Annotated in this window: 22 protein-coding genes, 1 pseudogene and 2 other annotated features; of the genes and pseudogenes, 10 read left to right on the top strand and 13 right to left on the bottom strand. The window is 36.8% G+C overall.

Features of this window, described 5'->3' with window-relative positions; translation table 11 throughout:
- Positions 1-149 precede the first annotated feature (149 nt).
- The gene (locus MHB55_RS19825; protein WP_445678240.1) at positions 150-1,577 is read left to right on the top strand and encodes an MATE family efflux transporter; all 1,428 of its coding nucleotides are present in this window, start codon (positions 150-152) and stop codon (positions 1,575-1,577) included.
- Between the two features lie 134 nt (positions 1,578-1,711).
- Positions 1,712-3,385 carry a diguanylate cyclase domain-containing protein gene (locus tag MHB55_RS19820; protein WP_340863882.1) on the top strand — a complete coding sequence of 558 codons (1,674 nt, stop codon included), beginning with the start codon at positions 1,712-1,714 and terminating at the stop codon, positions 3,383-3,385.
- A 50-nt stretch (positions 3,386-3,435) separates the two neighbouring features.
- On the opposite strand, the gene MHB55_RS19815 is transcribed toward MHB55_RS19820, so the two are convergent.
- The 5 genes and pseudogenes from MHB55_RS19815 to MHB55_RS22315 form a co-directional block, all read right to left on the bottom strand.
- Positions 3,436-4,614 (bottom strand): aminotransferase class I/II-fold pyridoxal phosphate-dependent enzyme, encoded by a 1,179-nt coding sequence (locus MHB55_RS19815; protein ID WP_144539274.1) that lies wholly within the window; start codon positions 4,612-4,614, stop codon positions 3,436-3,438.
- A gap of 394 nt (positions 4,615-5,008) precedes the next feature.
- Positions 5,009-5,716, bottom strand: a complete 708-nt coding sequence (locus MHB55_RS19810; protein ID WP_144539275.1) for an ABC transporter ATP-binding protein — start codon at positions 5,714-5,716, stop codon at positions 5,009-5,011.
- A gap of 4 nt (positions 5,717-5,720) precedes the next feature.
- Positions 5,721-6,791, bottom strand: coding sequence for an ABC transporter permease (locus tag MHB55_RS19805; RefSeq protein WP_151112274.1), 1,071 nt, complete (start codon positions 6,789-6,791; stop codon positions 5,721-5,723).
- 23 nt (positions 6,792-6,814) lie between these two features.
- Positions 6,815-7,603, bottom strand: coding sequence for a methyl-accepting chemotaxis protein (locus MHB55_RS22320; RefSeq protein WP_445322767.1), 789 nt, complete (start codon positions 7,601-7,603; stop codon positions 6,815-6,817).
- Positions 7,580-8,113: pseudogene (locus tag MHB55_RS22315) on the bottom strand (protoglobin domain-containing protein); the annotation flags it as partial. The pseudogene MHB55_RS22315 and the gene MHB55_RS22320, both read right to left, overlap by 24 nt.
- Positions 8,114-8,431: 318 nt before the next feature.
- On the opposite strand from MHB55_RS22315, the gene MHB55_RS19795 reads away from it, so the two are divergent.
- Positions 8,432-9,340, top strand: a complete 909-nt coding sequence (locus tag MHB55_RS19795) for a MerR family transcriptional regulator (protein WP_340863881.1) — start codon at positions 8,432-8,434, stop codon at positions 9,338-9,340.
- Positions 9,341-9,424: 84 nt separating this feature from the next.
- On the opposite strand, the gene MHB55_RS19790 is transcribed toward MHB55_RS19795, so the two are convergent.
- From MHB55_RS19790 to MHB55_RS19755, 8 genes are all read right to left on the bottom strand, one after another.
- Positions 9,425-11,140: a GMC family oxidoreductase gene (locus MHB55_RS19790; protein ID WP_144539279.1), complete on the bottom strand. Its 1,716-nt coding sequence runs from the start codon at positions 11,138-11,140 to the stop codon at positions 9,425-9,427.
- Between the two features lie 19 nt (positions 11,141-11,159).
- Positions 11,160-11,930 carry a gluconate 2-dehydrogenase subunit 3 family protein gene (locus MHB55_RS19785; protein ID WP_144539281.1) on the bottom strand — a complete coding sequence of 257 codons (771 nt, stop codon included), beginning with the start codon at positions 11,928-11,930 and terminating at the stop codon, positions 11,160-11,162.
- A 90-nt stretch (positions 11,931-12,020) separates the two neighbouring features.
- A complete protein-coding gene (locus MHB55_RS19780; protein ID WP_151112278.1) occupies positions 12,021-12,278 on the bottom strand; it encodes a hypothetical protein in 258 nt (85 codons plus the stop codon).
- Positions 12,279-12,629: 351 nt separating this feature from the next.
- Positions 12,630-14,405, bottom strand: a complete 1,776-nt coding sequence (locus tag MHB55_RS19775; protein WP_340863880.1) for a CotH kinase family protein — start codon at positions 14,403-14,405, stop codon at positions 12,630-12,632.
- Between the two features lie 15 nt (positions 14,406-14,420).
- Positions 14,421-15,110 carry a DUF4956 domain-containing protein gene (locus MHB55_RS19770; RefSeq protein ID WP_144539287.1) on the bottom strand — a complete coding sequence of 230 codons (690 nt, stop codon included), beginning with the start codon at positions 15,108-15,110 and terminating at the stop codon, positions 14,421-14,423.
- A 29-nt stretch (positions 15,111-15,139) separates the two neighbouring features.
- Positions 15,140-15,817, bottom strand: coding sequence for a polyphosphate polymerase domain-containing protein (locus MHB55_RS19765; RefSeq protein ID WP_340863879.1), 678 nt, complete (start codon positions 15,815-15,817; stop codon positions 15,140-15,142).
- 134 nt (positions 15,818-15,951) lie between these two features.
- A complete protein-coding gene (locus tag MHB55_RS19760; RefSeq protein WP_191697540.1) occupies positions 15,952-17,181 on the bottom strand; it encodes a sensor histidine kinase in 1,230 nt (409 codons plus the stop codon).
- Complete coding sequence (locus tag MHB55_RS19755; RefSeq protein ID WP_340863878.1) at positions 17,174-17,857, bottom strand: response regulator transcription factor; 684 nt, start codon at positions 17,855-17,857, stop codon at positions 17,174-17,176. Before MHB55_RS19755 ends, MHB55_RS19760 begins: the two co-directional genes overlap by 8 nt.
- A 148-nt stretch (positions 17,858-18,005) precedes the next feature.
- Here MHB55_RS19755 and fabI point away from each other — a divergent pair, with 148 nt between their 5' ends.
- The 7 genes from fabI to MHB55_RS19720 all read left to right on the top strand — a co-directional run bounded on the left by fabI (position 18,006) and on the right by MHB55_RS19720 (position 25,738).
- Entirely contained in the window at positions 18,006-18,785 is a 780-nt protein-coding gene (gene fabI, locus MHB55_RS19750) for an enoyl-ACP reductase FabI (protein ID WP_144539295.1), read from the top strand.
- 591 nt (positions 18,786-19,376) lie between these two features.
- Entirely contained in the window at positions 19,377-21,410 is a 2,034-nt protein-coding gene (locus MHB55_RS19745; protein ID WP_144539297.1) for a catalase, read from the top strand.
- 213 nt (positions 21,411-21,623) lie between these two features.
- Positions 21,624-22,964, top strand: a complete 1,341-nt coding sequence (locus MHB55_RS19740) for a CoA-disulfide reductase (RefSeq protein WP_144539299.1) — start codon at positions 21,624-21,626, stop codon at positions 22,962-22,964.
- A gap of 20 nt (positions 22,965-22,984) precedes the next feature.
- Positions 22,985-23,530 (top strand): GNAT family N-acetyltransferase, encoded by a 546-nt coding sequence (locus tag MHB55_RS19735; RefSeq protein ID WP_340863877.1) that lies wholly within the window; start codon positions 22,985-22,987, stop codon positions 23,528-23,530.
- Positions 23,531-23,587: 57 nt separating this feature from the next.
- Positions 23,588-23,809, top strand: a binding site (T-box leader).
- Positions 23,810-23,846: 37 nt separating this feature from the next.
- Positions 23,847-24,075: a binding site (T-box leader), on the top strand.
- A gap of 53 nt (positions 24,076-24,128) precedes the next feature.
- A complete protein-coding gene (gene thrS / locus MHB55_RS19730; RefSeq protein WP_340863876.1) occupies positions 24,129-25,322 on the top strand; it encodes a threonine--tRNA ligase in 1,194 nt (397 codons plus the stop codon).
- Positions 25,323-25,401: 79 nt separating this feature from the next.
- Positions 25,402-25,536 carry a hypothetical protein gene (locus tag MHB55_RS19725; RefSeq protein WP_255475361.1) on the top strand — a complete coding sequence of 45 codons (135 nt, stop codon included), beginning with the start codon at positions 25,402-25,404 and terminating at the stop codon, positions 25,534-25,536.
- A complete protein-coding gene (locus MHB55_RS19720; RefSeq protein ID WP_151112292.1) occupies positions 25,529-25,738 on the top strand; it encodes a hypothetical protein in 210 nt (69 codons plus the stop codon). Before MHB55_RS19725 ends, MHB55_RS19720 begins: the two co-directional genes overlap by 8 nt.
- The last annotated feature ends 54 nt before the right edge of the window (positions 25,739-25,792 follow it).

Genomic DNA, 25,792 nt, shown 5'->3' with positions numbered 1-25,792 from the left:
CGGAGTCGCCGCCTGCCATTACAATCAACAAAGAAGAGCTGTCTGTGTTTAATTGGTAAAAGTTGATTTGATAATTGAATGAATAAAAGAATCTATATGTTGTGAAAATTATCTTATAGTAGAATGGAAGTTTCTGTGGTAAGATTCTTTTGGTGAAAAAATGTATATGTAAAGAAGGAATAAAATTGGCGATTAGAAAGAAGAAGGATTTAGGAGAAAAGCTAAGCTTATTTCACTTAACTTGGCCGATCTTTTTAGAAGTATTTTTGTTTATGTTAATGGGTACAGCAGATACATTTATGCTTAGTGCTGTGTCTGATAATGCGGTTTCTGGTGTAGGAGCAGCCAATCAATATATCCATATTGCGATATTAATATTAGAGGTAGTAGGCAATGGTGCTGCTATCGTAGTCTCACAATATCTAGGATCCAGAAGATATGTGGAGGCATCTAAAATTTCAGGTTTAGCGGTAACTTTAAATTTAGGAGTAGGGATACTTTTAAGCATAGGATTTGTCATATTTTCAAAAAATATTATGGCTGCCATGAACCTAGATGGGGAGGTACTTGCTTTTGCTAATCAGTATTTAATGATTGTTGGTGGAGGGATTTTTCTTCAGGCACTTATTAATGCTTTAGCGGCCATTATTCGTGTACATGGTTATACAAAGCAAACTATGTTTGTATCGTTAGGGATGAATATCTTCCACGTAGTAGGTAATTATGCTTTAATCTTTGGTAAGTTTGGTTTTCCTGAGCTTGGAGTTCAGGGTGCAGCAATATCATCTGTTATAAGTCGGTTTATAGCACTAGTTGTTTTCTTTTGGCTATTATATCAAGTAATGGAATATCGTGTTCAAGTAAGTTATTACTTTACTATTTCGAAAGAATACATCAAGAAAATCCTCAAGATTGGACTCCCTTCTGCCTTTGAACAAATTTTATACCAAGGATGTCAAATTATCTTCTTGTATTATGCAACTTATTTAGGGACTGAGTCTTTGGCTGCAAGGCAGTATGCCGTTAATATATCTATGTTCACTTATTTATTTGCTGTCGCAATTGGTATGGGAACTGCGATTATTGTCGGGCGATTTGTGGGTGCAGATGAGAAAGAGGAAGCCTATAAATCAGTTTGGTATAGTGTAAAAAGAGCATTCATTTTTACGTTGGCAATGGTTGCCCTTGTAATCATATTCCGCTATCCACTAATGGGCTTATTTACGGATAATGAGCAAATTATTAAAATTGGAGCATCGGTTCTTGTATTAAGTATCATTCTCGAAACGGGTCGAACGTTAAATATCGTAATTATAAATTCATTGCGTGCAGCAGGAGACGCGACCTTCCCAGTAATCATGGGAGCCTTGTCTATGGTCATGATGAGTGTGCCGTTAGGATATTTATTTGTTTTTGTATTAGATTTAGGACTACCAGGTATTTGGTTGGCTATAGCAGCAGATGAGTGGCTTCGTGGTATTATCATGTTCTTTAGATGGAAAAGTAGAAAATGGGAAAAGTATGCACTTGTTCATAAAAAAAAGGATAACTCCGATTTGGAAAGCCAAACAGTTTAATTGTTTGGCTTTTTAGCCTTTTTATATAGTACAAATTCTATGGATTGGTAGAAAGGTTAAAGGTTTAGGTTTCCAAGCACTTATATCTATGCTTAAATTAAGACAACCAATATTTTGTAATGGTGGTGTGGTAAATGTATGAATCTTCTAAGCTTTCTTTAGTAAAAGCATTAACAGAAGGGATTCAAGAAGTAGTTTTTATTATGCGGGTCGAGGAAGAACAAAGATTCCTTTATGAGTTTGTTAACAATGCAGCGAATAGCATTATAGGGAAATATGCTGTCGGAAAAAGTTTTCGCGAAGTTTTACCTGAAGAGATTGCAGAAATCTTAGAAAATCATTTTGCCGAAGCCTATACCACTAAAAAGATTATTAAATTTGAGATCAGAGTTCCTCATTTTTCTCCTGAAAATGGATATGCGGAAACAACACTCACTCCAATATTAAATTCTAATAATGAATGTACCCATATTGTTGCAATTGCGAAAAATATTACGGAAGAGAAAAGCGTAAAGATAGAGTTTGAAGAAAATCTACAATTATTAGAAGAAACAAAATCTGAATACCGTTCATTATTTGACTATAACGGAGATGCTATATTTTCTTTAGACCTTGAAGGAGTTATTCAAGATGGTAATCCAATGATTCAAGCTGTGAGTGGTAGAACTGTAAAAGAATTAAAAGGTGAAAATTTCACAGAGCTGTTGGATTACAAATACAGAGAAAAGATTTCTGATGCATTTAGCCTGGCTTTTACAGGTGATTTAAAAAGCCATCGCATTCGCTTACTTCAACAAACAGGTGAAAAAATAAGCTGCTTAATCCATTTTGCACCGATTAAAAATAGAGAAGAAATATTAGGCATATTTGCAATCGTTAAAGACATGCGTGAAATAGACAAACTATTAGGTCAGTATATCCAAAGTGAAAAGAATTTCCGAATAATAGCTGAAAATGTACAGGATGTTGTCATTTTGATGAATCATGACAAAGAGTATCTGTATGTTTCTCCTTCCAGTAAAAAAGTCTTTGGATTTGATAATACAAAAATTAATAAAAAGGCACCGTTTTTTAATATTCATCCTGATTATGTTTCCTTACTAGAGCAGAAGTTTCAGCATTCAGTTTCAGAAGGAAGCTCTTTTACTATAGAGTTAAAGGCGATGCATGGGGAAAGAGGATGGATATGGACTGAAATTAATGGTAATCCAGTCTACGATGCTTTTCATAACTTTCGACATATGGTGCTAATAGCTCGTGATATTTCTTTGCAAAAAGAGAATGAAAGTCAGTTAGAATACTTTGCGTACCATGATTCTTTAACAAGCCTTCCCAACAGGCGATTCTTTAGGAATCAGTTATCTGAGGCGCTGGCTAAGATAAAAGCAGGATTAGAAGAGTTTGCGGTCGTCATGCTAGATATTGATAACTTTAAGTATATTAATGATACGTTTGGGCATGAGACAGGGGACGAAGTGATTCATGAATTTGCAAAACGTCTAAAATACTCCCTAGACGATTCAGACTTTGTTGCACGATTAGGGGGAGATGAGTTCATCATCTTGCTACCGAATATTAAGGAAATCCCACTAATTATAGAAAAGGTAAAACGAATTCAAAAAGCTATAAAAGAACCCTGGTTAATAGAAGGGTCACTCATTTCTATAACGAGTAGCATTGGTGTGGTACATATTAAAGAAGCTACTTTTACAGCTTCCTCTTTACTTAAAATGGTAGATGACGCAATGTACACAGCTAAAAAAGCAGGGAAAAATATGTATTATATTAACGAAAGTACTTCTTACTAAAAAACCATCGACAGCAAAGTGTCGATGGTTTTTTTGTAATAATAAGAATGTTATCGAACTAATGAAGGAAAATGTAATTTCTTTAATTGTTCGACAGCTTTTTTAAGTATTTCTGTATCTTGTACTAATGCTACTCTAACGTAGCCTGCTCCAGCTGATCCAAAGACTGTCCCGGGTACCATTACTACCCCAGTTTGAGCGATGACTTCAAATACGAATTCCTTATCATCTATTTCGTAAGGGTACTTGGCCCAGACAAACATTCCACCATTAGAGGGAGCTACTGTCCAACCGAGATTCTTTAAACCATCCATTAGAACCTTGTGTCTCTCTGAAAATGTTTTTCGTAAAGCGTCGGTAATTTCCTCTGCGTGATCTAATGCCACAATTCCTGCTTCCTGAATTGGGCCGTAAATCCCAAAATCAAGATTAGATTTTAATTGCTTCATAATCTCAATCATCTTAGTATTTCCTGCTATATAAGCAATGCGAGTCCCTGCTAGACTAAAGCTTTTAGATAGGGAGTTAATCTCCATACCTACTTCAAGAGCCCCAGGTGTAGAAAGGAAGCTGCTAGGAGAGTCGCCAGTAAAGTAAAATTCAGAGTATGCTGCATCATGTAGAATAATGACATTATAAGTGTTAGCAAAAGCAACTACCTGGCGGAAAAATTCCTTGTTTGGCATAGCGGGGACTGGATTTCCAGGTAAATTTAATATCATAAGCTTGGCTTTTTGAGCAATTTCTGTAGGAATTGCTCCTAAATCAGGTAAATAGTCATTCTCTTCTAACAAATCCATATAGTAAGGCACTGCTCCTGCTAGTTTGATACCAGCGTCATATGCCACATAACCGGGGTTAGTAGTAAGAATAATATCTCCCTCATTGCAAAAGGCAAGGGGGAGGTGCACTAAACCTTCTTGAGAGCCCATTGTTTGAACAATATCTGTAGTTGGATCTAGTAAAACGTTATAGCGACGTTCATAGTAATTAGCTACTGCCTCATAAAAACGTTTAGTTCCACTTAATGTATATCCATAAGAATCAGCTGAGTAGCTCAAGTCAGACAATACTTTCCTAGCTGCCTCACTTGGTGGTATATCGGGACTTCCTAAGCTTAGGTCATATAACTCAAAGCCTGCATCTCTTTTCCTAGCTGCGGCTGCTTTTAACTCTCCAAAAATCGCGGGCTCAAATAAGGACATTTTAGTAGACGGTTGGATATTCATTAATAAGCGCACTCCCTTACAAACAATTAATAAATTTTTATGTATCATCATAACACAAATTATATTAATATTGTGAAAAAACATTGAAAAATTACTGTTACGGAATAAAGGTTTTTGCTTAAATAGGATGTGTTGTTACTCAATTAAGGTAGAATATAGTCGAATTAAGCAGTGTTATAACTAGACACTTAAAATTTAATGTTCTCCTAATAATCATTTTATACTAGAAGAAACCAAGGTTATTAGCTTCTATGTCTACCCATCCAAAATGCTACTCATTTTATTTATTTTATTTAGAGAGGAAGGATGTAAAGTTTTAAAAGAATATAGCACAATTTTTCTAAAAAGAGGACTGTGGTTAAACCACAGTCCTCTTTTTTCCATATCGGAGATGCTAGTGAGAAAGAGGATCTGTTTTTTCTACCTCTTTCTTGCTCTTTTCCTCTAATACACCATCTGTCATGACATATACTTTATCGCAGTATTCGATCAAACGAGTGTCATGGGTAACCACTATAGTAGTAGTACCATTGTTTTCTGTTTCTTTTTTTAATAGCTTCATGACTTCGTAGGCACGGTCAGAATCTAAAGAAGCTGTTGGTTCATCAGCTAATAGTATAGAAGGCTTGCTATAAAGCGCCTTGGCAATAGCAACTCGCTGACGTTCTCCTCCAGATAGATCTGAAGGATATTTTTTTCGTAATTCAGTAATTCCTAAGTTTTCATATAAAGCCTCTAGCTCTTCTTTTGTCATATTGTCCTTTTTAACATTATCGAGCAGCTTCATTTGTTTATCTACTGTAAGGAACGGGACTAGATTGGAGGCTTGGAGGATAAAGCCTATCTCCCTAAGTCTGACCTTGGAACGCTTTTTTTCATTTAGATTAGAAAGGTTTTGATTGTTTACTATAATTTCTCCGCTAGAAGGGGATTGCAGGCCCCCGGCAATTGTAAGGAAGGTACTCTTGCCTGAACCTGAAGGGCCTATAACTGCAATCAGTTCTCCTTTGTCTGCTACAAAATCTGTTTCCTTTAAAGCATCTACCTGTTTATGACCGGAACCAAATGTTTTCTTTACTTTGTCTAACTTTAAAATTGCCATTTTCTTATCCTCCAATCGCTTTTAGTGGATCTATTTTTACAATGGTTAACACTGAAAACACTGCACCTAAAATTGCAACAACAATTAATACTGCTCCGTAGATTAACATTGTTGTCAGATCAAAGGAAACAGGAACTGCACTTGGTAAAAACTGTCCTGTTAAAATTGTTAATCCAAACCCTACAAGAACCCCTATGAATGCTAGGAGGAAGGTTTGAGCAATTACTGATACAGATAGATAACCATTCGAAATTCCTTGTGCCTTCATTACACCAAACATACTTATTTTTTGTACTGTTAATACGTACAAGAAAATTGCAACGATTACAGAGGAAATACCAAATAGAAAATAAATCATAAAGTTTAAGGTAAGTGACTGCTCGGTATAACCAGGCAGATTCTCAATAAAGTTTTCAATTTCAGTAACTTGTAAATCTTTGTTGGAAGTTTCAATAGAGGATAGACTGTCGTCTGAAACTACTACCCCATTAATCTTATCTTCGTTGGCTTCAGCAGCTTCTCCAAATTTTACTTTATGAAAAGTTGCTAGCTCACCATAAAGTACGGGCGCTCCATTAAAGCGAGAGCTTTCTGTAAAGCCGACTATAGTTAATGTTTCATCAGAAGAGGACAGCTCTAGTTCATCCCCGATTTTAAATCCCTCATCTTTTAAATTGTCGCTTGCTACTACTTCATTTTCGCTAGAGAATTCTTCTCCTTCGCTAACGCTGGGCATTAGAAACTCTTCCTTATCTATGCCGAATATAGATACATTTTGTTTAGTATCCCCATTTGTTGCGATAGCACTTATTTGTCCCAGAATTGCCTTATCTTTTGCTTCGATATTATCTAGCTCTTCAGTGCTAATAAATGATTGAGGAAGACTTTTATCCGATTCTTCGGTTAATACAATGGCTGTTGCATTCCATTTATCTACTGCCTCTCTATTCAGGTTTGCTAATCCAGTAGCGAGACCTGAAAGAAAAAACACAAGATATGCAACTAGCATTAGGACACCTACGATTAGGAAAAAGCGTAGTTTATTTTTTTTAATTTCATTCCATGCTAAAAACATTCTTTCACTTCCTATCTAAATTTTTAAAGCTGTACTGCTGTTTGATAGAGACTGTCTGCAGTAACGGCAACTGTCTTTGTATCGTTTGATATGTCTCTAATTACTTGTACGAGGTTAGAGACTTGTATTTCTACTTGGTCTATATGGTTATTATTTTCATCTATTGATAGAAGAATTTTGTTGAATTTACGGTTAGTATCCATTGAGCTTTCCAATCCTAATTCAACGCTCTTTTCCATATCAGAAATGGTAGAAACCGCTTTGTTTGTTAGCTTAGTAGAGGTTTGAACAAGGTATGTAATTTCTTCTACAGAACTTTTGGATTGCTCTGCTAGTTTTTTTACCTCTTGTGCTACAACGGCAAAGCCTTTTCCATGCTCACCGGCACGTGCGGCCTCAATAGAGGCGTTTAATGCAAGAAGATTTGTTTGTTCAGCTATTTGCTTTACTAAGCCGACAATTTGAAAAATTTCATCGGAGGATTGTTTTAAATCTCCAATAATCATAGCCATTTCTTCTGTATTACCAGTGACAAGCTCCATTTGAGTTTGAAGAAGCTCTATTAGCTTGTTGCCATCATTAGCGTCTGACTGAATTTGTTTTACGCTATCTATATTAGCCTGAACACTTTCACGAATTCTAGATGTATTCGATTCTACGTGTTCAATAGAAGTGGTGGTCTCCTCAGTTAAGTTAGCTAAGTCTTCACTTATAGAGGAAATTTTGCTTTTCAACTCTGTTTTAACAATGTCATACTGTTGCTGGCGCAGCTTCACATTTTCTTTTTCATATTCCTCTAGAACAATTTGCATTTCTAAGTTAATGAGCTTGGAAATAGTAAGTGAAGTTTTTTCTTTCTCATCAAGCACTTTTATTTCCTCGTTTACTAAAGAAATGATAATAGATTGGATTTGGTGGAAGGTTCCCATGTACCATTTAGGCTCTAATCCAATTTTGAAGTGCATTTGAGCAAGTTTTCGTTTTCTCTCAATGGTATTCTCGGTGAATTCACCACTAAACATTTCAATAATATAACTACCAACGGTTTTCTTTAAACGATCAACTTGAGTTCTATCTTCAATAATTTTTCGTAAGGAAGGAACTGAAAGGACTTGCTGATAAAAAACAGAGACAATATCGTTAATACCCTTTTCCACATATGGCTGAAACGTAATAATTTGCCTTAAGTCTTCTGTCGTCAATCCAATAAGTTTCATTTGCTTCTGTAATTCTGGATAACGATCCAGTTGTATAACCGGTTCTTTTAAAGTTGTTTTATCCTCTGGTTCTTTAACTCGTTTTCTTGTAAAAGGTAATACCAATTTAATCTCTCCTTGTGAACAACTTTAATGTATGAGTGTAAGTGGGTTATCTTATACACCTATTATTAACAGGAAGTACACTCTTTGTCAAATGTTTGTATAATTTATTTCATTAAAAGTTATACAAAAAATAATTCTTGTAGGAGATAAAAGGCTTATATAAAAAGCTATTGTATAATGGTGTTTATACAATAAAGACAGAAGGAATTTTCTTTTTCGTAGAATTGTTGTATAATGTTAACGGTTGAATGTTATACTGTTGGTTAGCTATAATGAGCAATAGCAGCTTTTATAATGAGGCTGAAAGGATGAATATGAATGATGCAATCTCGCCCAAGTGGGAATTATAATATTCAGCAGGTGTCCAATGTAACAGGTTTGTCTAAGCAAGTTATCCGAAAATGGGAAGAGCGCTATGAACTTATACAGCCTGAACGATTAGACAACGGTTACCGGATTTACAGTGAAGAGGATGTAAAAAAACTATTAAAAGTTAAGACTTTATCAGAAAAGGGATACTCATTAAAGCAAGCTGTGGCACAGGTTTTGGAGGAAGATGAGATAGTTCAAATGGAAAGTGAGCTACCCTTTGCACAGGAAGAATCTTATCCGGAGTTTAATGATTTCGTTTTTAAGCTGTTAGAGTACGGGACTGCTTGTGACGAGATAGAACTTAATTATGCTTTACAGCAAGCGTACTTTCACTATGGATTAGATAATTTTTTGAATAAGGTCGTATTGCCCTTTCTCCATGAAGTGGGAAATCGTTGGGAAAAGGAAGAATGGGATGAATACCAGGAAGCTGTCTCTAGTATGATGGTCCGCGATTTTCTAGTACAAATTCGTCGTAATTTTCATTACAGGGATGATGCGCCTCTAGTGTTAGGATGCTGTCTTCCTCATGAAACACATGAAATACCCGTTCATATTCTGTTGTTGCAATTTATGATGAAGGGGTGGAAGTCGGTATTAATAGGCGCATCACCTGCACCTGGAGCAATTGAGTCGATGGTTGAGAAACTAAAGCCACAAAAAGTATTAATGTCTGCTTCGACAAGCATTCCCTTTGAACGAAATCCTAAATTACTAGCAAGTTTGGATCAGTTTGCTGAACAGCATAAGGAAACTAAATTTTATATAGGTGGTCCAGGCTCTATGCAATATTTTGCCTGCAAAAATCTTAAAAATATAAGCTTAGCCAATTCACTAGAAGAAGTGATTAATTAAAAAAGCTACTTGCTTTCCTATAAGGGAAAACAAGTAGCTTTTTAAGTGGTTGGCTAATTCTATTAAGAAAAAAATATTATATTATTAGACTAATAATCCGCCTGTTTTTAAATATTTTTCAATACCTTCTGCTGTACGGTAAGCTAATGCTCCGACTGTACCTGTAGGGTTCATTCCTGAGTTATGAGGGAATGCGGATGCCCCTGGTACGAAGACATTTTCACAATCCCACATTTGTAGGTAGTTGTTTAGGGCACTTGTCTCAGGATTTGCGCCCATAATTACTCCGCCAGTGTTGTGCGTAGTTTGATATTTGGTAGTATCCCAATCTCCTTGATCTCCAGGAACTGAAATCATTTCTGCTCCCATTTCTTCAAGAATCTTAGCTGTTACTTCTTTAATATATTTTTGCTGATTTTTTTCATTATCATGATAGTTAAACGTCATACGAATAAGTGGATCACCAAATGCATCCTTATAAGTTGGATCCAAGTCAATATAGTTATCTTTATGAGGCATTACAGAGCCTTGGGAACCTACTGATAAACTGCGATTTGCCCAGAAAATACTCGCATCTTTATATTCTTTACCCCAGCCTGGAGTATCTTTTGGTACAGTATTATTTGAAATAGGACGTTTACCATAATGCCCTAGTGCAATGTTACCGCCATGAATGAAGTCCAAATCAGTGTGGTCAAAATTATCGCCATTGAAATCGTCTATTACTCCAGCAAGTGAACCTGTACCTGCATAAAGGTTAAATTCTCTATCTTTAAAGAAACCAGTAGAAGCAGCAGAAGTCATTTGGTATGCATAGTTTTTTCCAATAACTCCAGTACCAGTTTCAGGATTGTAAGGACGACCAAGTTTAGAGTTCAATAAGATTTTAATGTTGTTTAGTGCATATGCAGAAACCACGACTACATCAGCCTCTTGTATATACTCTTCTCCAGTGCGGGTATCAACGTATAATACTCCAGTTGCTTTTCCGTTCGTATGAAGTACTCGACGAACAACAGAGAACGTACGGACTTCAAAATTACCAGTTTCTTTTGCTACTGGTAACACTGTTACTACAGGAGATGCTTTAGATCCATACTCACATCCGAATCTTTCGCAGAAACCACAATATTGACAAGCGCCACGTGATATTCCATCAGGATTAGTATAGCTTTCAGAAAGAGTGGCAGCTGGTGCAATATAAGGATGATATCCTAATCCCTTTGCAGCTTCTCTGAACATTTTCATAGATGGCGTTTCTTTTAATGGTACAGTTGGATATTTTACCTTTGGAACATCTGGATGTGGGTTTTCTTCACCTGAAATACCTGCCATTGCCTCGAACTTCTCAAAATAAGGTACTAGCTCATCATAAGTGATACCCCAGTCTTGAAGTGGCATATCTGCAGGAATTTTATCTTTTCCGTAACGTTCTACCGTTTTTGTATAAATTTCGAAGTCATATGGAAAGAAACGGTAAGTTAAACCATTCCAGTGTTCCCCGGAACCACCCACACCATCACCGATTAAAAATGAACCGTGTTGGCGATAAGGCAATGCTCTTTGTGAAGGATTATGACGTACTGTTACAGTTTCCTTCGAAAGGTCTTGCATCATTTCATTTCTTTGTTGATATCTTAACTCATCATGCACCATCATATAGTCTTCGGTAGAACGAGATTTTCCTCGTTCTAAACCTACTACCTTGTAACCTTTTTTAGTTAATTCGGCAGCGACTATACCTCCAGTCCAGCCGACTCCAACTAAAACTATATCTGTTTTTGGTAATTTTTTAGCCATAATTATTTACTCCCTTAAATTAATGATTGTGTTGTGAATTTAAACTCTTAGGTTCGAAAGTGACGAACTCTTCTTTTTCAATAATGTCTGTATAGCTCATTTGATGGCCAGGGAAGTTTTTCATTTTCCAGCCTTGCATATCCTTGTTTCCGCCGTATAAAGGATCTGAATAAACACCCTCGATGGTTGCACTTTTCAGTAGTTTAAAGAAATAACTAGAACTAACTGCGCCATTTAAAGTAATTTCTCCAGCTTCCATAGCTGTTAGAATAGCTATTTGCTCTTCATCACTAACCTCAGCAAATTTTTTATCATATTGTTTTTTTGCTTCTGCATTTAATGCTTCAATACCTAAGTCAAATATTTGTTGTCTATTTAAGTGAGTTTGATGTCCAAATAAAGCTGTAGCCTCCGCAGGATAGAAAGGACCGCTCATGTATTCCTTAGCGTTAAGTCCCCAGTTTCCCGCCAATTGATGATCGATGTAGTAAGTAACCAGTAATTCTTTTGCTCCAGGGCCTGCATCCGTTTTTGGGAAGATTTGTTCTGTCGCCGCTTCGATTGTAGCGAATTGAGCTTGATCAAAATACATAAGTGCTTGATTGTAGTTTGTAGAAGATTTAGATGCAACATGAGATTCTTTAGTTACTTCAGTGGAGTCTTTTCCTAATAGACTCCCAAGAGCACCACCTAAAACTACTCCACCTACTGTTAATCCTGAATTCTTTATAAATTTACGTCTAGAAGAACGTTTTTCTAGAAATTGATTTTTTGTTTCCTGTTCTGACATATAAATACCTCCAACATAAAATGATTGAAAATTCATGTAACTATTTACTTAAGTAAATATCTGGATAAAAAAATTTGTTAACTACTTTCATTAGTGAATAAGATTACTCCAGTTGTATACTAACGAAAATAAAACTGTAAACACTAAAAGGGAACCTATAAAATATCCATGTTTTTTACCAGTCCAACAAAGAACTATAATTGCTAGCCCGACTCCAGAGCCTAGTAAAGCAAACCAAGGAAATGAAGAGTTATAGAAAAATAAAGCAAGTGCTAAATCTGCTACTATAAATAATGCAAAAAGTACTTGGTTTAATATTTTTAATTCTGCTAAATTGTAAGCTGACACATCTTTTCCTCTTTCTTTTATAAAAATTATCACTTAATAATCTAAAAAAATAACCGTCCTCAATTTTACTCTTATTTGTCATAAAATCTACTCATTTTAAAAAGTTTTTATATTCAGAAAAAATAATTAATTGGTTATATTGGCATAGTATAGCGGTTTATAGAGGGGGACTAGTAATAAACAATCCTAATATTAAAATGTTATTGAATGGAGGAAAGATATTATTAATAGAGAGGAGGGCATAATTACAAATATAAGTATTTATCTATTTTCATCGGTTTGTATGCTTTCTTATTATTCCGATATAATAAATAAAGCTTCTCTCCAAACTCGAGAGAAGCTTTATTTTAGTTATGATCTTCTACGTTTAAAACGATTCACTATAAAGATTAAAGCTAAGAGTATAACAATCCCAGCTGCGGAAGTTATTACAAATACATTGGAGTAGCCTGTTGACTGGCTCTCTGAAGATCCTTTTCGACCAAATCCAGACATAGCATTATTAGACTTTTGCCCACCATTAGGAGGCTCCATCCCCTCCGGCGCTTCAAAACCTTCTGGCATTTGCCCACCATTAGGAGGCTCCATCCCTTCGGATGCTAGATTTCCTTCCTCGGAAGGATTAGCTTGTTCAAGGGAGGTGGTGTTATTTTGAACGACTAATTCACCTGATAGCTGAGCTAATATAGAATCACTTCTTTGGCTTGCAAATTCTATAATTCCTGTTTCACCATATACGTCTTCCTCGAATTCATCCACGCTGAAAAAAGCTGTAGGATCTTTCTCTACGTATGGTTTAATCATTGTATGAATTTCATCTACCATAGAAGTAAATGAATCCTTGTCTAAAAAGGTAGTTGCTATCTCATTTAAATAATCTTCATATATAGTAATGTTCTCTTCATCAGTTAGAAGCGCATTAACAAGAGGACGATCCTCCATTGTAACTCCGCTAACGGGCTCATAAATGCTTAAGTTAATGTTTTCTTCTGAAACAGCATTACCACCCATCATTCCCATGCCCATTTGTCCACGATTTTGTGGTCTATTCTCCAGGTTTGAGTTTGTGTCTTCTGCACCTTGTGGCAGAGTAGCTTCATTTGTTTCGGGGGCGACAGCAGGAGAGGAGTGGTTTTCGTCAGCTTCCGCTCGTTCATTTCCTTGACCCAGGAATCCAGTTTTTCCGCCACCACCAGGGGCTCCTCCAGCACCAAAGCCTCCAAAGGACATATTATAATCCCAAGGCAATATAGAGAAAATCCCTTCCTCTTCGTATAGATAGTAGTTGTGCTTCATATTTCCTTGGTAGCTATCCATATTAACAAGGGCTGTATTGGCAGCAAAGTATCGAAGCATCTCATCGATATCTAATACGGATCCTAAGTTGGAACCTTCCTCATTAATAGCACTGATAAATTTCAGAAACTCTTTCTCATCCTGATCGCTAATAGATGTCTTTGCCCCGATGCCAGAATAATCCTCATAGTTCTCCGAAATATACTGAAGGTCGCTTCCTGCACCATCAGGTTTATATAAGGAGTCTGAGCCTTTATCGAAATTACGTGCTAGGAATGTTTCTTCTATTGCTTCAACTCCGAGGTATAACCCTCGCTCTTCACCATTGATGGAGACGTACATGTAGGAGTAGCCTGGAGTGGCGATTCCAAATTGCTCCATTAATTTATAGGACATGTATTCACGCATTTGCGATGCGTCACTGTAATTATTATTTAAATTTAATTTTTTTAATCCGTCTAAGCTTTTCGTGCTGTCATAGTAATCGAAATCAATCTTAAAGCTATATCTTTCGGAATCATCCATTTGTACGACGGAACGAAGTGATAGATTTCCTTTCGTACGAATCCCTACGTTATTTACAGTAGTCCCATTAACAGTGACGTTTGCCTCGAATATTTCTTCATCCGATGCATTTTTAATCATTGAATCAAAATCACTGTCAGCCATTTCTATGTCAACGTTAGTGACTTGTTCCTGATTGAAAACTGTATTCATGTATTGATAACCTCTATCAGCAGACTCCAATCCTAATTTCGGATATAAATATAGAAAGCTTAGAAAGAGGCATATTAGGATGATAAACACTAAGAATACATGTGATTTCTTCATGTTGTATCCTCCTTTTTATGCTGTGAAATTGCCATCATAGCTAAGCATTACAGCCGAAGAAACTCCTTCTACATCTGCAATGATATTAACGATATTTTGTTCTTCTTTTTTCAACTGAACCTCATATGTTATTTCAAAGTATTGCTTTCCAACAGCTGACTTAGATTTTACAGAATGCTTTTTCGATAAATTGCCAACTAATTTTTCTAATGTCTTTTCTGTATGAATATTGTCGTACTTTACTACTAATAAGTATGGGTCTTCAATAGATATCTTATTGACAAACAATACTAACACGACTCCAATCAAGACAGAGCCTAAAATAACAAGTGGGATAAAGCCTGCACCACATAAAATTCCTACAACAATTGCCCAGAAAAGATATATTAAATCCATTGGGTCCTTAATTGGCGTACGAAAACGAACAATTGATAAAGCCCCAACCATACCAAGAGACAATAGGACATTTGTGGAAATACCCATAATGATAAGAGAAGTAATCATTGTGATGGCAATCAATGCAATATTAAAAGAGTGAGAGTAAATGACGCCTGAAAATGTTTTTTTGTAGATAACATATATAAACAATCCAATGACAAACGAAACGAGCAATCCTATCAAGGAATCGACAAGTGAAAAACTAGCAGTTTGGTCTAAAAAGCTAGACTTGAAAATATCTGAAAATGTAGTTGTATTATTATTCATTTCAATTTCCTCCATTATTAAATAATAAATTAGCCAAACATTCGGCCTAATTGGTATTTAGAAAAAGCACTAGCCTGTCTATCACTAACCTGTAGTAATTTTTTTATAACATCCGGCAAGAATCCATCATATTTAACCTCGACTATGACTGTTCCATAATCTAACACGTCTATCATTGGTGTATGGGGATTTAATAGGTCCGTGTTATGAAAACTTGTTTTTACATCACTGTCAAATGTAATACGGACGTTGCCTTCTTCTTTAATGAAGACTTCCCTCGTGTAATCAATGATACTGACTGGTCTTATTTGATAAAGCGTCATATGTAGATGAAGCTCGTTCAATAATTTTCGTTCATCTGCTTGCAACCAATCGATGTCACCAAGACGGATTCTTTCATACTCTTCAGGGGTGATTTGGCATTTTTCTTTATATGTCATGTTATTGATCTTCGATTTTTTTTCTAAATTTAAGTAATCGAATTTATGGTTGTACAACCTTACTCTGAATTTCTGTCTTCGGTAAAAGCCCTCCTTCTTCTCTGTAAGAATCTTATTTGAAAAATTATCAAAATAGATGCTTCGAATGAAGTACTTTCCATCTGGTCCCGCATGTGAATCCTTAGACATGACATGCTGGAGTTTATGTTTAAGGAGATAGCAATCTGCCTTTGTCATTTCATGCTTCAATTCATGTCTACCGTTCATATGTCATCCTCCTTTCCTATCTGTACAAAGTATAAAAAGCAAACCTTAAAGAAACCTTAAACTAGTTTTAAAATCTAAATAATTTCATATAAAAAAAAGCCTCAAATTCTTATTTTGAATTTGAGGCGTAAAAATTATTTATATGGAAGCTTTACTTGAAAGGTAGTTCCGCTAGATGGTTTGGAAGAAACTCTAATTGTACCGTTATGACTTTCTACTATCCATTGTGCGATAGATAATCCTAGTCCGGTGCCACCTGTTTCCTTAATTCTAGCTTTATCCTCTCTGTAAAACCGATCAAACACTCGCTTTATATTTTCTTCCCTTATACCAATACCCGTATCACTCACATCTATGGTTAGGTACTCTGGATCTTCTCTTAATACCACGTGAATCTTGTCTTGCGGTCTTGTGTACTTAAGGGCATTGTCTAAAAGAATGACAAGAAGTTGATGAATTCGGTTTTTATCAATAGAAATTGTTCGTTTGCTGTGTATTTGGGTAATAATTTCTTTTTGTTCTAGCTCTGCTAATTCGTAGAAGGGATGAATAACTTCATTAACTAAATTACCTAAGTTTACTGTCTCTTTTTGTAGTTGCTGCTCCAACGAATCTGCTCTAGCTAAAGTGAGGAGATGGGTGGTCATTATATTCATCCTGCGAATCTCCGATAAGCTTAGGCCAATACTTTCAAATTGATTCATAATTGTATCTTCAGGCTTAGTTAGCAGGTGCTCCAACTTGCTTTGTACAATAGTTAAAGGTGTACGAAGCTCATGGGAGGCATTCTCTACAAACTCAGATTGCTTGCCCCAAGAATTAATAATGGGGTTCATCGATCTTTTGGCTAAAAAATAACTTGCTGTTATCGAAAGTAAAACAAAAATGATGGTACAGATAAATAGAATCTTTATAAAGTTATTAACTATACTTTGTTCAGCTTCCACACTTATTAATAATTCAGTATAGCTTCCATTACTATTTGGATACATTAAGGAACGAAACACATAGTCATTTGCTAATTTTGTTGTCTGTATCGTCTCTATAGTCTCAAGAGAGAAAGGGAGGTCCTCAGAAAATTCATTGATAAACCTTGTCCCAATTTGTTCCTCATTTAATATTGCGCCTTCTGCATCTCGAAGCAGCACAATCATTCGTGGGTTGAATGGAACTGGCATTCTGTTGTTTGGACGTTCACTCATCTCTTTGGCTCGTAATAATTCATTGTCTACGGAGGAATACAATGTCTCTTCGACTAGCTGATAAATGATGAAAGAAAAAATGGAGAAGATTAGACTGAATGCAATAAAATTAAGTAACACTAATTTATTTTGTTGTTTCTTCAGTATGTTTTTTCTATACATTTTTTTCACCAATACTTAACATATATCCAAGGCCCCGAAAGGTTTTAAAGTATTGATCATAACCAAAAGGCTTAAGTTTTTTTCTAATGTGGCTAACATAAACCTCTACTACCGTTTGAGATGTCTCTGAATCGAAGCCCCACACTCGGTCGAATAATTGTTCCTTTGTCACAATGGTTCCCTGGTTCTTTACTAAAAACTCCAGTACATCAAATTGACGACCGTTTAGTTGCACAGACTCTCCATTAATGGAGGTCATCTTATTTATTAAATTTAATTGTAAATCCTGAAAAGAAAGGGTGTGGTCTCTGACTTGTTTATTAGATCTTCTAACAAGAGCATTCAGTCTGACCAGTAGTTCGTCCCTATGAAAGGGTTTAACTAAATAATCATCTGCACCAAGATGAAAGCCCTTGACCTTATCGGAGATTCCATCCTTCGCAGTAAGCATAAGAACGGGGGTCATAATGTTTTTTTCTCTTAGAGCTGCTAATACTTCATAGCCGTTCATATCTGGCATCATGATATCCAAAATTAGAACATCTTCGATTCCTTGCTCAGCCATGAACAAACCATCTTCACCGTTGTGAGCCATACGGGCTTCAAAGGTGTCACTCACTAGGTCTCGAATACTTTCGGCCAAACGAATATCGTCCTCAATTATTAATAACTTCAAGTTATTTCCTCCTACGCCCGATATCTTTATGAAAATAATAATAAACCACTCCGACAAAAAAACAAAATCCATAGTACAAAATTAGCTGCGTATGGTATGATTAAAGTTAGTAACAGGTACTAATAACAGGTGAAAACGGGAGGTTCTTATGAAGGACTTAATACAATTAAAAAATAAAAACATTGTCGTAATGGGTGTGGCAAATGAGCGAAGTCTCGCTTGGGGAGTTGCAAAATCCTTATATGAAGTAGGGGCTAATGTTATTTTTACTTATCGTAAAGAGAGATCATTAGGTAAAATTCAAAAATTATTAAGTGCTAACGACTTGGAAGCTAAGCTAGTAGTAGAATGCGATGTTAATAGTGATGAAAGCGTTAAGTCAGCATTCGAAATGATAGGCAAGGAAGTAGGAGTCATTCATGGAGTTGTACACTCTGTTGCATTCGCCCATGCGGAAGATTTAAAGGATGATTTCATTAAAACGTCTAGAGAGGGTTATGCATTTGCGCAAGACACTAGTGCGTATTCCTTAATAGCTGCAGCAAGAGAAGCAGCACCTTTTATGACAGAGGGCGGATCAATTGTAACGATGACATACTTAGGAGCAGAACGTGTTTTAGAAGGATACAACGTTATGGGAATAGCTAAAGCATCATTAGAGGCTTCGGTAAAATATCTTGCACTAGATTTAGGTAAGCAAAATGTTCGAGTCAATGCGATTTCGGCAGGGGCAATTCGAACTTTAGCAGCAAAAGGTATATCTTCCTTCAACACAATTTTACACAAAATAGAAGAAACTGCTCCTTTACAAAGAAATGTAACACAAGAAGAAGTTGGCGATATGACAGTGGCTCTTCTTAGCAACCTATCTAGAGGTGTCACAGGGGAAATTGTGTACGTAGATTCTGGATATAATATTATGGGATAAATAATTTATTGAACTGTAGTTGGTATTATTCAACTACAGTTTTTTTATTTGTCCAGATTCTCGCACATTGCCCTCGATAAAATACAATTTCATGAAAAGCATGACTCATAATAGCTGATTTCCGCTTTAGGCGAACGCATTTTAGCGGGGGAGCGATAAGCCATCACCGTCGCTTGCGCGTCGTTTGTGATGGCTTATCTGTCTCCTTGCTCCCGCCGGAGTCGTCGCCTGTCGCTACAATCCCAAGTGTGTTGTAAATGGGGGTAAGTGCAGATGAAGGTTGACTCAACTATATAAATTAGTTGTTTAATATTCTATCTTAAAAGCTATAAACACATGAAAAGTCCGACTCATAATAGCTGATTTCCGCTTTAGGCGAACGCTTTTTAGAGGGTGAGCGATAAGCCGTCAACATTGCTAGAAATCGGGGAGAGAGAATAGCTTAAAAGTCGATGGCTAGCGAAATTTCATAAATATTTAAAACTTATAAAGTTATTACTTATTAATAAAGATTATAAAAAAGAAGTTTTCTAAATACAATTTCGGGTATTTACACTAATAGAGTCGAATTAGATAAGAGGAGGAGTAAACTTGGATAAAAAGATAAATGAAAATAGTAAGAATGAACAATTAGAACAATTTCGTGTTGTAGATAAAGACAAAGCTATGACAACTAATCATGGTTTAAAAGTTTCAGAGGATGAATTTTCTTTAAAAGCTGGTGAGCGTGGTCCTACTCTTATGGAGGACTTTCATTTTAGAGAAAAAATGACACACTTTGATCATGAACGAATCCCAGAGCGAATCGTGCATGCAAGAGGGTACGGTGCTCATGGAGAATTTGAACTTTATGAATCCATGAAGCCTTATACAAAAGCGAAGTTCTTACAAACACCTGGCTCTAAGACCCCTGTATTTGTAAGGTTTTCGACAGTAGCAGGATCGCGTGGCTCTGGTGAGCTAGCACGTGATGCTCGAGGATTCTCAACCAAGTTCTATACTGAAGAAGGAAACTACGATTTAGTAGCCAATAATATTCCTGTCTTCTTCATCCAAGACGCTATTAAGTTCCCGGATCTAGTCCATGCCATGAAGCCAGAGCCTCATAACGAGATGCCTCAAGCGGCTACAGCACATGATACATTTTGGGATTTTATAGCGAACAATCAGGAATCTGCACATATGATTATGTGGGCAATGTCGGACCGAGCAATTCCACGTAGTTATCGTATGATGGAAGGTTTTGGCGTACATACTTTCCGATTCGTAAATGAAGAAGGAAAAGCTCATTTTGTAAAATTCCATTGGAAGCCATTGCTAGGAACTCACTCAGTAGTATGGGATGAAGCCCAAAAAATTAATGGTAAGGATCCGGATTTCCACCGCCGTGACCTCTATCAATCTATAGAAATGGGTGACTATCCAGAATACGAGTTTGGTGTACAAATTATTGCAGAAGAGGACGAGTTTGCCTTTGACTTTGATATATTAGATCCTACTAAAATTTGGCCGGAGGAGGATGTGCCGGTTAAGAGAATTGGAAAAATGACATTAAATCGTAATGTAGATAATGTATTTGCAGAAACGGAACAGGTTGCATTCCACCCTGGTAATGTTGTGCCAGGAATTGATTTTACAAATGACCCTCTTTTACAAGGAAGATTGTTCTCTTATACAGATACACAGCTTATCAGACTAGGTGGACCTAATTTCCACGAGCTACCTATTAACCGTCCAGTTTGTCCGTTCCATAACAATCAGCGAGATGGATATGGTCGACAAACGATAAACGTTGGACAAGTTAGCTATCATAAAAACTCACTAGCTAACAATACTCCAACACCAGTTAGTGAGGCCGAAGGTGGATATACACACTATCAAGAAAAAATAGATGCACACAAAGTAAGAGCTCGTAGTGAAAGCTTTAAGGATCATTTCTCTCAGGCAACGATGTTCTGGAATAGTATGAGTCAACCTGAAAAGGAACACATCATTGATGCATTTAGCTTTGAACTTGGTAAATGTGTAGAGAAGTCTGTCCGTGCGCAAGTATTAGAAATGTTTGCTCATGTAGATTTAGAAATGGCGAGCAAGGTAGCAGAAAATCTTGGTATGGTTGTTCAAGGGACAGCTGCCAATACAGTAACTAAATCCTCGCCAGCGTTAAGCCAGCTAAATACAGTGATGAAGCCAGATACTAGAAAAATAGCTATACTAGTAGGCGATGGCTTCGATGAGGAGCTATTGAGCATTATAGATGGCATAAAAGCAAAAGGAGCTCTCCCGCTAATTGTTAGTGATCATCATGGCAGTGTGACTGGAGCAAATGGTACAAGCTTACCTGTCGATCATACATTCTTAACCGAGGATTCTGTTTTATTTGACGCAATTTATGTGGCTAGTGGAGATGGAAAAACTCCAACGTTTAAGAAGAATGCTATGTTGTTTGTACAAGAAGCGTTTACACACTATAAACCTATTGGATCTACTTTTAGTGGAGACGAAATTTTAGAAGAGATGGGACTTGTAGGTCAAATTGGTGTATTTGCAAATGACAAAACACACTTTGTTGACACTTTCATTGATGCAGTGGCGAAACACCGCTTCTGGGATCGAGCTGTTTAATAAAGTTATAGTAACAATAGTAATTAATGAAAAGGTATGTCCGATGATAAAGGGCATACCTTTTTAAAATAAATTACATTTCACTTTACTAAAAAAAAGAGAAATACATAAAATTTTGTATTTAAATGGCGTATATAAGGGCATTGCTTACATAAGAAGGAATACCATTATTGAAAAGAGAAGTACTAGAGGTACTAAAAGGAGGAAAAGTGTATGCATTATGTAATCATTGGTGGGGATGCAGCGGGGATGAGTGCTGCTATGGAGATTGTCCGTAATGATCCAGACGCTCAAATTACCACACTTGAAAAAGGAAATATTTATTCGTACGGTCAATGTGGGTTACCTTACGTTGTTGGTAAAAAGGTGTTTTCAACAACAGATGTTATAGCACGCAGTGTGGAGATGTTCCGGACCAAATACAAGATAGATGCAAAAATTGGACATGAAGTGACCAAAGTAAACCCTGTAAACCAAACAGTTACTGGTAATGTCTTAGGAAGCGGAGAAAGCTTTGAGATTAAATATGATCGTCTATTAGTAGCTACAGGGGCTAGTTCAGTTGTACCTGACTGGGAGGGTACACAATTAGATGGGATACATACGTTTAAAACAATTCCTCAAACGGAGGCGTTAATAGCCGATTTAAAAGAAGTAGAACATGTAACCATCATAGGTGGAGGATATATCGGCTTAGAAATGGCAGAAAATATAAAGGAAATTGGTAAAGAGGTTCGAATTATCCAACGAGGAGAACAGTTAATGCCAATCCTTGATCCTGAGATGGCAGATATGCTACATCAAAAAGCAAAGGAAAAACAAGTGGAGCTTAAACTAAATGAGGAAGTTCGATCATTTACTGGGAAGGGACGAGTACAATCTGTAGTGACTGACAAAGGGACTTATTCGACAGATTTAGTGTTGATAGCAATTGGAATAAAACCTTCAACCTTTTTCCTAAAGAATACGGGAATAGAAACTCTTTCAAATGGAGCTATTATCGTAAACGAATATATGGAAACAAGCATCCCATATATATACGCTGCAGGTGATTGTGCTACACATTATAATCGTATCAAACAAAAAAACGATTATATCCCTTTGGGTACTACTGCCAATAAACAAGGCAGACTAGCTGGGTTCAATATGGTTGGTAATAAAATACCTTTTAAAGGTATTGTCGGCACCTCTATTATGAAGTTCTTCGAATTGTCAATTGGTAGAACAGGACTATCAGAAAAAGAAGTAAAGGAATTAGACATTCCCTTTGAAACAAGTACGCTGGAGGCAACAGATATTGCAGGGTATTATCCTGGTAAAGAGTTAATGACGATTAAATTGCTTTATCGTAAAGAAGATCAGTTGCTTCTAGGTGGACAGATCGTGGGTGGACATGGGGTAGATAAGCGTACCGATGTTTTAGCTACTGCGCTATACCATAGCATGAAGCTTCCTGACTTATTAGATTTGGACTTAGCGTATGCCCCTCCGTTTAACGGGGTTTGGGATCCTATACAGCAGCTGGCTAAAAGGAATTTTGATAAGAATAAATAAAGAAAAGTGGGAAACAGGAAATGCTAATAGAGTCAAAGGGATTTAATATTAGGGGTATCTCCTATACAGTCAGATCTGCGAGTCAATTAGATGCCGACCAACTGTCTAAGGTAAGGCTGCAAATAGATGGAGAAACACAAAACCTAGATAGAGAACAAGGGGAAGCGTTTATAGATAAAGAAGGATTTAAAGAATTAATAGAAAATGATTCCCAATCTGATAAAAATCTTTTTTTAGTAGCTGAAGTGAATCATCAGATTGTTGGATTCTCAAGGTGTGAGGGAAGCGATTTAAAACGATTTGCCCATAAAGTAGAGTTTGGAGTCTGCGTCTTGAAAGAATACTGGGGATTAAGAATTGGAACAAATTTTTTAAAGGAATCTATTGCTTGGGCAGATGCCAATGATATTAAAAAGATTGCGTTAAGCGTATTACATACGAACGAGAAGGCAATTGCCCTATATCAAAAATATGGTTTCGAAGTAGAAGGAATTTTAAAAAACGATAAAATGCTAGCTGAAGGGGAATATTATCATACCGTTGTAATGGGTAGAAGTATGGTTTAAAAAAATAGTTGACTATTCAAAACTTGTTGAATATACTATTAAAAATCAATTTAACTTTTTTAGGCAAAGAAAAGGACATGAGTCATTTAGATAATTTCTTATTAGAGAGCAGGGTCGTCGGCTGAAATCCCTGTAGGAAAAACGAATGATTTACCACCTTGGAGCTATTATGGTGAACAGTAAGTATCCATAATCGGGGAACCGTTATCTTCATTTTGAGGCAATTCACTTTAAGAATTGCAAAATTAGGGTGGAACCACGACCACACTCGTCCCTTTACCAGGACGGGTGTGGTTTTTTGCATGAGTAATTTTATATTTGAGCTGTGAAAAGGACACGAATCATTCAATATTTTCTATTTAGAGAGCAGGGTCACCGGCTGAAAGCCCTGCGAGAAAGTAGAATGGTTTACCACCTTAGAGCTATTAGGGGGAACGCTATTACTGCTAGTATCCGTAATCGGGAAACCGTTATCTTTTATGAGAGTCGTATTTTTATTAAGTACGACAAAATAGGGTGGAACCACGACCACACTCGTCCCTTGACCGGGACGGGTGTGGTCTTTTTGATTTTATTTAAAAAATAGGAGGAATTTATTATGTCAGTAAAAGCAGAGGAAAGATTAAGTCACCAAAAATTGGGTCAGCAATTAGAATTATTTATGTCCATGGAGGAAGCGCCGGGTATGCCATTTTATTTGCCGAAAGGAATGATTTTACGAAATGAGCTTGAAAAAATTTGGAGAGAGAAGCATCAGCGAGCAGGCTACCAGGAGATAAAAACTCCTATTATGATGAAGCAGGAACTCTGGGAAAAATCAGGTCACTGGGACCATTACCATGAAAATATGTATTTTGCAGATGTAGATGAACAAAAATATGCTATAAAGCCAATGAATTGTCCTGGAGCAGTATTAATTTTTAATAGTAAAAGAAGAGGGTATCGAGAGCTGCCTATACGATATGCTGAGCTAGGATTAGTACATCGCCATGAGCTTTCGGGGTCACTGAATGGACTATTACGTGTTAGAGCATTTACTCAGGATGATGCACATTTATTTGTTCTGGAAGATCAGATTGAGAGTGAGCTTGCTAAGGTGATAGATCTAGTAGATGAATTCTATAAGGAGTTTGGCTTTAGCTATAAGGTAGAGCTATCGACTCGTCCGGAAGATTTTATGGGCTCCGTAGAGGCATGGGATCAGGCAGAAGAAGCACTAGAATCTGTACTAAAAAGCAAACAAGTCGATTATCAAGTAAACGAAGGAGATGGAGCCTTTTATGGTCCTAAGATCGACTTTCATATACTTGATTCGCTTGGACGAAGTTGGCAGTGTGGAACAGTACAACTTGATTTTCAAATGCCTGAAAAATTCAATTGTCAGTATGTCGATGAGAATAACCAATTGCGTCAGCCTATCATGATTCATCGTGCCATCTATGGCTCTATAGAACGTTTTATGGCTATTTTATTAGAACACTTTCAAGGCAGTTTCCCTCTCTGGCTAGCACCAGTACAAGTAAAAGTCTTACCCATTGCAGATGCACATGTCGCTTATGCAGAAGATGTAAAGCAACAGCTAGAGCAGAAGGGATACCGAGTGGAGATAGATGACCGTGTAGAAAAAATAGGACTAAAAATAAGAGAGGCGGCAATGCAAAAGCATCCTTACATGCTGATTATCGGAGACCAAGAAATGGAGAAGCAGATTGTTTCCGTTAGGAAGCATAAAGCTGGAAGTCTTGGTGAAATGAAAGTGGAAGCTTTTATTGAACAGCAGCTAGGACAATAAATCGCGAAGTTGGTCAAAGCGAGTAAGTAATGCCTGGATGTAGTAAAACATGTCTAGATTGTAGTAATAATAGTGAGGATTGTCGCAAATCTGGTCAAAACGAGTAAGCAATGCGTGGATTGTAGTAAACTACCGCGACATTGTCGTAAAGCATGGCGGGATTGTCGTAAAAACCGTGGGGATTGTCGTAAACGGGGTCAAAACGAATGAGTAATGCGTGGATTGTAGTAAACTACCGCGGCATTGTCGTAAAGCATGGCGGGATTGTCGTAAAAACCGTGGAGATTGTCGTAAATCTGGTGAATACGAGTGAGAAATGCGTGGATTGTAGTAAACTACCGCGACATTGTCGTAAAGCATGTCTAGATTGTAGTAATAATAGTGAGGATTGTCGTAAACGGGGTCAAAACGAGTGAGAAATGCGTGGATTGTAGTAAACTACCGCGACATTGTCGTAAAGCATGTCTAGA

The organism is Psychrobacillus sp. FSL K6-1267, assembly GCF_038003265.1.
In the GTDB taxonomy this organism is placed as follows: Bacteria; Bacillota; Bacilli; order Bacillales_A; family Planococcaceae; genus Psychrobacillus; species Psychrobacillus faecigallinarum.
The sequence above is the reverse complement of the archived record's forward strand: the minus strand, read 5'-3'. Positions and strand labels throughout refer to the sequence as shown.

Coding starts and splice junctions, on each gene's coding strand:
- MHB55_RS19740 (WP_144539299.1), top strand. CDS start 21,624: ATGCATTATGTAATCATTGGTGGGGATGCAGCGGGGATGAGTGCTGCT.
- MHB55_RS19760 (WP_191697540.1), bottom strand. CDS start 17,181: ATGTATAGAAAAAACATACTGAAGAAACAACAAAATAAATTAGTGTTA.
- MHB55_RS19785 (WP_144539281.1), bottom strand. CDS start 11,930: ATGTCAGAACAGGAAACAAAAAATCAATTTCTAGAAAAACGTTCTTCT.
- MHB55_RS19720 (WP_151112292.1), top strand. CDS start 25,529: ATGAGTAATGCGTGGATTGTAGTAAACTACCGCGGCATTGTCGTAAAG.
- MHB55_RS19815 (WP_144539274.1), bottom strand. CDS start 4,614: ATGAATATCCAACCGTCTACTAAAATGTCCTTATTTGAGCCCGCGATT.
- thrS (WP_340863876.1), top strand. CDS start 24,129: ATGTCAGTAAAAGCAGAGGAAAGATTAAGTCACCAAAAATTGGGTCAG.
- MHB55_RS19765 (WP_340863879.1), bottom strand. CDS start 15,817: ATGAACGGTAGACATGAATTGAAGCATGAAATGACAAAGGCAGATTGC.
- fabI (WP_144539295.1), top strand. CDS start 18,006: ATGAAGGACTTAATACAATTAAAAAATAAAAACATTGTCGTAATGGGT.
- MHB55_RS19790 (WP_144539279.1), bottom strand. CDS start 11,140: ATGGCTAAAAAATTACCAAAAACAGATATAGTTTTAGTTGGAGTCGGC.
- MHB55_RS19775 (WP_340863880.1), bottom strand. CDS start 14,405: ATGAAGAAATCACATGTATTCTTAGTGTTTATCATCCTAATATGCCTC.
- MHB55_RS19820 (WP_340863882.1), top strand. CDS start 1,712: ATGTATGAATCTTCTAAGCTTTCTTTAGTAAAAGCATTAACAGAAGGG.
- MHB55_RS19810 (WP_144539275.1), bottom strand. CDS start 5,716: ATGGCAATTTTAAAGTTAGACAAAGTAAAGAAAACATTTGGTTCCGGT.
- MHB55_RS19735 (WP_340863877.1), top strand. CDS start 22,985: ATGCTAATAGAGTCAAAGGGATTTAATATTAGGGGTATCTCCTATACA.
- MHB55_RS19805 (WP_151112274.1), bottom strand. CDS start 6,791: ATGTTTTTAGCATGGAATGAAATTAAAAAAAATAAACTACGCTTTTTC.
- MHB55_RS19795 (WP_340863881.1), top strand. CDS start 8,432: ATGATGCAATCTCGCCCAAGTGGGAATTATAATATTCAGCAGGTGTCC.
- MHB55_RS19770 (WP_144539287.1), bottom strand. CDS start 15,110: ATGAATAATAATACAACTACATTTTCAGATATTTTCAAGTCTAGCTTT.
- MHB55_RS22320 (WP_445322767.1), bottom strand. CDS start 7,603: ATGCAAATTGTTCTAGAGGAATATGAAAAAGAAAATGTGAAGCTGCGC.